At 67.7% G+C, this 5551-nt stretch carries 5 protein-coding genes, 1 tRNA gene and 1 pseudogene; 4 read left to right on the forward strand and 3 right to left on the reverse strand.

Annotation, left to right across the window (positions count from 1 at the left end; translation table 11 throughout):
• Positions 1 to 953 (reverse strand): iron-siderophore ABC transporter substrate-binding protein (locus RWP81_RS13775; protein ID WP_314457008.1); only part of this gene is annotated, 953 nt, incomplete at its 3' end.
• Positions 954 to 976: 23 nt separating this feature from the next.
• On the opposite strand from RWP81_RS13775, the gene RWP81_RS13780 reads away from it, so the two are divergent.
• From RWP81_RS13780 to RWP81_RS13795, 4 genes are all read left to right on the forward strand, one after another.
• Positions 977 to 2026, forward strand: a complete 1050-nt coding sequence (locus RWP81_RS13780; RefSeq protein ID WP_314457010.1) for an iron ABC transporter permease — start codon at positions 977 to 979, stop codon at positions 2024 to 2026.
• On the forward strand, positions 2023 to 3021 hold the full coding sequence (locus tag RWP81_RS13785; RefSeq protein WP_314457012.1) for an iron chelate uptake ABC transporter family permease subunit: 999 nt from the start codon (positions 2023 to 2025) through the stop codon (positions 3019 to 3021). The genes RWP81_RS13780 and RWP81_RS13785 overlap by 4 nt, the downstream gene beginning before the upstream one ends.
• Positions 3022 to 3061: 40 nt before the next feature.
• Positions 3062 to 3137 (forward strand) — tRNA-Lys (locus RWP81_RS13790).
• A 766-nt stretch (positions 3138 to 3903) separates the two neighbouring features.
• Entirely contained in the window at positions 3904 to 4074 is a 171-nt protein-coding gene (locus RWP81_RS13795) for a hypothetical protein (RefSeq protein ID WP_314457013.1), read from the forward strand.
• On the opposite strand, the pseudogene RWP81_RS16335 reads toward RWP81_RS13795, so the two are convergent.
• Together RWP81_RS16335 and RWP81_RS13805 are read right to left on the reverse strand one after the other, a co-directional pair.
• A pseudogene (locus RWP81_RS16335) lies at positions 3997 to 4920 on the reverse strand (recombinase family protein); the annotation flags it as partial. The gene RWP81_RS13795 and the pseudogene RWP81_RS16335 sit on opposite strands and share 78 nt — an antisense overlap.
• A gap of 199 nt (positions 4921 to 5119) precedes the next feature.
• On the reverse strand, positions 5120 to 5440 hold the full coding sequence (locus tag RWP81_RS13805) for a hypothetical protein (protein WP_314457016.1): 321 nt from the start codon (positions 5438 to 5440) through the stop codon (positions 5120 to 5122).
• Positions 5441 to 5551 lie beyond the last annotated feature (111 nt).

Genomic DNA, 5551 nt, shown 5'->3' on the forward strand with positions numbered 1-5551 from the left:
ACGGTACGTCCGCCCGACACGGCGTCGAGCGTGGGCCACAGCGGCGCCTCCTCGACGAAAGCAATGCCCTGGCCGGTGCCGGCGTAGAACACGTGGTCCGCATCGGCAAGGTCGATCTGCTCCGCGCTGACCTCCTGCGACGTCTCGTCGAACTGCTGGGATGCCGGGCGACCGAGCCCGAGGTCTTCCGCGAGACCACCGGCGAAGGAGGGCACGCCCATGATGCGCGTGCGATCGCCCGTCGACTGCAGGAACGACACGGTCGGCTCGCCCTCCGGGTGGGTCGCCGCGAACGCCGCGCTGTCGGACTGGAGCGAATCCAGGATGCCGCGCGCTGTGCCTTCATCGCCGAGCGCGTCGGCGATGAGCAGGAAGTCGCTCTTCCAGTTCACCCCGTTGCCCTTCGTCACCACGGTCGGGGCGACCGCGGACAGCGCGTCGTAGAGCTCCGCGCCCCGCGTGGCGTTGATGAGGATGAGATCGGGGGCGGCCTGGGCGATCGCCTCGAGGTCGGGCTCTGTGCGCTGGCCGATGTCGGTCATGGCGGCGAGCGCCGCGGCATCCTGGGGGAAGGCGTCGAGCAGATACTGCGGCACCAGTCCGCTGTTCTCGGCGCGGGTGGCGGCGGCGGGCACCGTACCCAGCGTGAGGAGCGCATCGAGCTGGCCGGTGGACACGATGGCGATGCGGGACGGTCGTGTGGGGATCTCGGTCACGCCTTCGAAGTGGGTGACATCGCGGGGGAAGACACCGTCGGGCTCGGTCGAGCCCATACCGGGCTCCAGGTCACGCGACACGACCCACTCCCCCGTGGCGCCGGCTTCGGCGTCGACGGTGGATGCGGGAGCTGCGGCGCCGGCGCAGCCGGTGAGCGCAAGGACGGCCACCGCTCCGAGGGCGGCGACGAGTGGACGAAAACGGGCGGGGAAGGACGGGGAACGAAGCTCGGTCACCTACTGAGGGTATCCTTACCTTCGTGATCGATCTGTCCGCGGCCGCCCGACCGGCGACCGCGGCACATCTGCTTCACCGCCGCCGGAGGGCGCGGCGGCGTGCGACCGGACTGACCCTGTTCGCGGTGGTCATCCTGGTCGGGCTCGTCGTCGCGAGCCTCGCGGTGGGGTCGCGCGCTCTCGCCCCGACGGACGTCATATCGGCGCTGTTCTCGGGTCAGCGGGATGCCGTCGGCGTCATCGTCTTCGACCTCCGCATCCCCCGCACGCTCACCGCGCTCCTCGTTGGATCCTGCCTGGGGGTCGCAGGAGTACTGATGCAGGCCGTCACCCGCAATCCCCTCGCCGACCCCGGGCTACTGGGCGTGAACGCCGGGGCGGCGGTGGGCGTCGTCGTCGCCATCGCGTTCTTCGGCGTGGGCACCGCCGCCGGATACGTCTGGTTCGCTTTCGCCGGAGCGGCGGGAGCGGCTCTCCTGGTGAACGCCGCCGCACGGCCGGGGCGGCGCGGCGACACGATCGGCCTCGTTCTGGCGGGGGTGGCGCTGAGCGCCTGCCTCGGCGCGGTCGTCCGCATCATCACGCTCGCCGACGACGACACGTTCGAGTCGCTCCGTTTCTGGGCGGTCGGGTCCTTCGAGCGACGCGACCCCGACGTCGCCGCCCAGCTGCTGCCGTTCGCGATCGCGGGGGTGGTTCTGGCCGCCGCGGTCGCCCGCGGGCTCGATCAGTTGCAGCTCGGCGCCGACCTGTCGCGTTCGCTAGGGGTGTCCCCGGTGCTCGTCGTCGTCATCGCCGGTACGGCCATCACCGTCCTCTGTGCGGCAGCGACGTCGGCCGCGGGGCCCCTCGCCTTCATCGGACTGCTCGTCGCCCACATCGTCCGCGGTGCCGTCGGCCGCGGCGTGCGCACCTCGCTCCCCCTGGCCGCGACGACCGGCGCCGCGCTCACCCTCGCCAGCGACGTGATCGGTCGGGTCATCGCTCTTCCGGGCGAGGTCGAAGCGGGTATCGTCGCCGCGTTCGTCGGTGCTCCCCTGCTGCTGTGGCTCGTCGTACGGAAGTCGTCGTGACGCGCCCTGCCGTCGCATCGCGACACCGCCGGTACGCCGTCGTCACGGCGGCGACCGTCGTCGTGGCGGTGCTCGCCGCCATCGTCGGTGTGACGACCGGGTCGTTCCAGGCGTCGCTCGGCGACGTGGCCTCGGCTCTCACCGGCAGTGCCGACGGCCGCACGAACGTGGTGGTGATGGGGCTGCGGGTCCCGCGGGTCGTCGCGGCCCTGGCGATCGGTGCGGCCCTGGGGCTGGCCGGCGCGGTCTTCCAGACACTCGCCCGCAATCCGCTCGCGAGCCCCGACATCGTGGGCTTCACCGCCGGATCCGCCACCGGCGCCCTGGTCGGTCTCATCGTCATCGCCCCCACCGCTTCCCCCGCCGCGGGCGCGTGGATGGGCGGGCTGCTCACGGTGGTGGTGGTCATGCTCCTCGCGCGCAGCGTCGGCGTCTCGCGCGAACGAACGATCCTCGCGGGTATCGCGCTCTCGACGCTGCTCGGGGCGGTCAACGACTACCTCCTCACCCGCGCGCCCGTCGAGATCGCGCGCAACGCCGACCAGTGGTTGCACGGGAGCCTCGCCGCCACCTCGATGGACGACGTCGCCCTCCTCCTCGGCGCCCTCGGCATCCTGAGCCTGGTGCTCACCCTCGTGCACCGCGACTTCCGCGCGCTCGAGCTGGGCGACGACACGGCGCGCTCCCTGGGCGTGCGCACCGGCCGGGTGCGCCTGCTCCTGGTCGTGGTGGCGGCGCTGCTGACGGGAACGGCCACCGCGGTTTCCGGCCCGATCGGCTTCATCGCCCTGGCGGCGCCGCAACTGGCCCGTCGCACGCTCGGCACCAGCGGCATCCCCCTGTTCGGTTCGGCGCTGACCGGCGCGGTGGTCCTCGTCATCGCCGACGTCGTCGCCCAACGCGCACTCGCGCCCCTGCAGATCCCCGTGGGTCTGCTCACCGGCGTCGTCGGGGGCGCGTACCTCTTCTGGATCGTGGCCCGTACGCGGCGATGAGCACGAGTGGATAGCCGCTCCCGGTAAGCTGGGAACATCAGGGCCTGTAGCTCAGTTGGCAGAGCATCGGACTTTTAATCCGCGGGTCGAGGGTTCGAGCCCCTCCGGGCCCACCACGTCAGCGTTACTCGAAATATCGCCAAGAGCGATGTTCGCGAGAGTCGCTGCCGCCGTAGAAACATCCCCGCCCCGGTCCTCCGGGGCGGTTTTTGTTGGGTTGTCGAACAACTCCTCCGCCGCCATCAGGATGTCGAACGGTTCGTTGAACTCGACCTCGGTCACCTCGTCCACGTATACGTAGATGCGGGAGAAAACGGCCTGGTTCAGCATCCGACGCTGCTCGTCGGTCGCGTTCGCGTACAACTCCCCTGGACGCACCAGCAGCGACAGCGCCGCGTCGAGATAGTCGACGACCGCTGCCAATTTCTGTTCTGTCTTCTCAAGCCGCGCGCTCATGGTCGCCCGGTTCCGGAGGATGCCATTCATACGCTTCTGAATGACTTCTCGGGGCAGCGTGCCATCCGCGGCGAGGTCGAGGAGGTTCTCCTCCTGTTGCGCGAGCTTCTGCAGGTTCTCCGTCAGCTGCGTGTGCAGCGAACGCGCGGTCGCTTGGTCGCTCTCAACCGTTCGGCGCAGTCCGGCACGAGCTGCCTCGATGAAGCCAGCGCTGACCCTGAGGCGCCCCCAGTACCGTTCCACCGCATCCTCGATGCGAGCCATCTGCATATACGGCGCGTCGCACAACTTTTCCTGACTCCGGCGGCAGAAGAAGTAGTCATACGCCCCGCCGCGGCCGTTGACGTGCGCGATGATCACGCGCCCGTATGTCTTGTCGGTCGCGAAGCAGTGACCGCAATACAGGGTGCTCTTTAAGTAGTGATGATGAACCCGCTGCCGCTCCCCCGTCGCCCGAGCTGCAACAACGTCCTGTACACGGCCAAAGAGGTCACCATCTACGAGCGGCTCGTGACGTCCCGGGTATATATCACCCTTGAACCGGGTGAAACCGAGGTAGTACGGATCCTGCAGAAGTCGCAGCAGCTGGTTGTCTGAAAGCTGCTTGGACGACCGACGCGCGGACGCCCGCGTCGTGAGCCCCCGAAGGTACAGCTCGTCGGCCAGCGCCGGGATGCTGTAGCTGCCCGTCGCGTAAAGCTCAAAGGCCAGCTTGACTAGGTGGGCTCGGTCGGGGTCGGGCTTCACAACGCGAATCTCGCGGTCGGCGACCCGTTCTCCAGTGTTGATGTAGCCGAGCGGTGCCATGAAGACGGTGCCGCCCTTCTTGGCTTTCTCACCCAGCTTGTAGGCAATATCAGCGCCGTCTTCCGCAGAGCGGTACTGGTTGAAGGCCGACAGGATGCCCTGCATGAGCTGACCTACCGGGCTCCCGTCGATGCTCTCTGTTGCCGAAACGAGAGTCACGCCGCGCTGCTGCAGCTGCATCATCGTGAAGGCTTCGTCGTACCGGTTCCGGTGGAGGCGGGACAGCTTGTAGACGATGACGTAGTCGACGTCTCGATCGGCGCGGATGCGTTCCAACATCTGCTGAAAGCACGGGCGACCGGCAGCCTCGGTGCCGGACAGCCCGGCGTCGACGTACTCGCCCACGATCTCGAGCCCCATCTGCTCGACCTTTTTATGGCACGCCAGACGCTGTGCGGGTAGCGATATCCCTTCAGGGTCGTAGTCCGTGTCGACCTGTTTCTTGCTGCTTACGCGGAGGTAGACGACGGCCCGCACTCCGCGGCCGGCATCCTGTAGTCCCATTGCAGTGCTGCCTTGCGCTCTGCCACGACGCATCTGCGGTGCGTTCGCGAAACGCTCGACGTCCACGACCTCAGCGCCGCGCTCCGGCGAGTAGTCCACGTCGGTGGCGGTCGCGGAAGTTTCGTTCGTCATAAGTGCCTCCTTTCTGCCCGCTTCATGGCGGACGTAGCTCCTTGATTTACGCTCACTTCACCTCTTAAGTCGAGATGTTTGGTGATGTGAAATTTGCATCGCTATCTGGGGAAAACATCTATTGGTAGGCGGGTCCTGAGGTTGGTGATGGGGCGTGGGGCCAGACGGCTGGGTGCGCGTCTGGCCCCACGGGGTGACCTCACTGCTCCGTAATCAGGAGTGTGGTGCCGTGTCGTTCCAGCACGCGTCGGTGCTTTCTGGTGGCGGTCTCCGTGAATCCGCGGTACAAGGGGCTCGGCACGATGAGGATGTGCGCGGGTTGTTCCTTGAGGCAGTCGAGCATGTTAATCAGACGGGATCCTCGGTCCCAGCGTGGGATGTCCCACAGGGTGATGAGGTGGCGGAGATTCAGGCCGTGGCGCTGGGTTGCGGCTTCTGCTATCTCGCACTGTTCATCAACCGTGAGGTTTCCGTACCGGGTTGGTGATCGTCCGGTCAGCGTGTTCTCGATGAGGATCAAGGCGGCGACCTCGCGATCCCTCCTGTCCGACGCTGGGGTGAAGGAGTTGCAGTTGCCGACCGACCCGAGCTGTCAACAGGGCGCGGCGGGGCGCCTGTCGGTCTACCCCAT

It is taken from the genome of uncultured Microbacterium sp. (genome assembly GCF_963521695.1).
Taxonomy (GTDB): Bacteria; Actinomycetota; Actinomycetes; order Actinomycetales; family Microbacteriaceae; genus Microbacterium.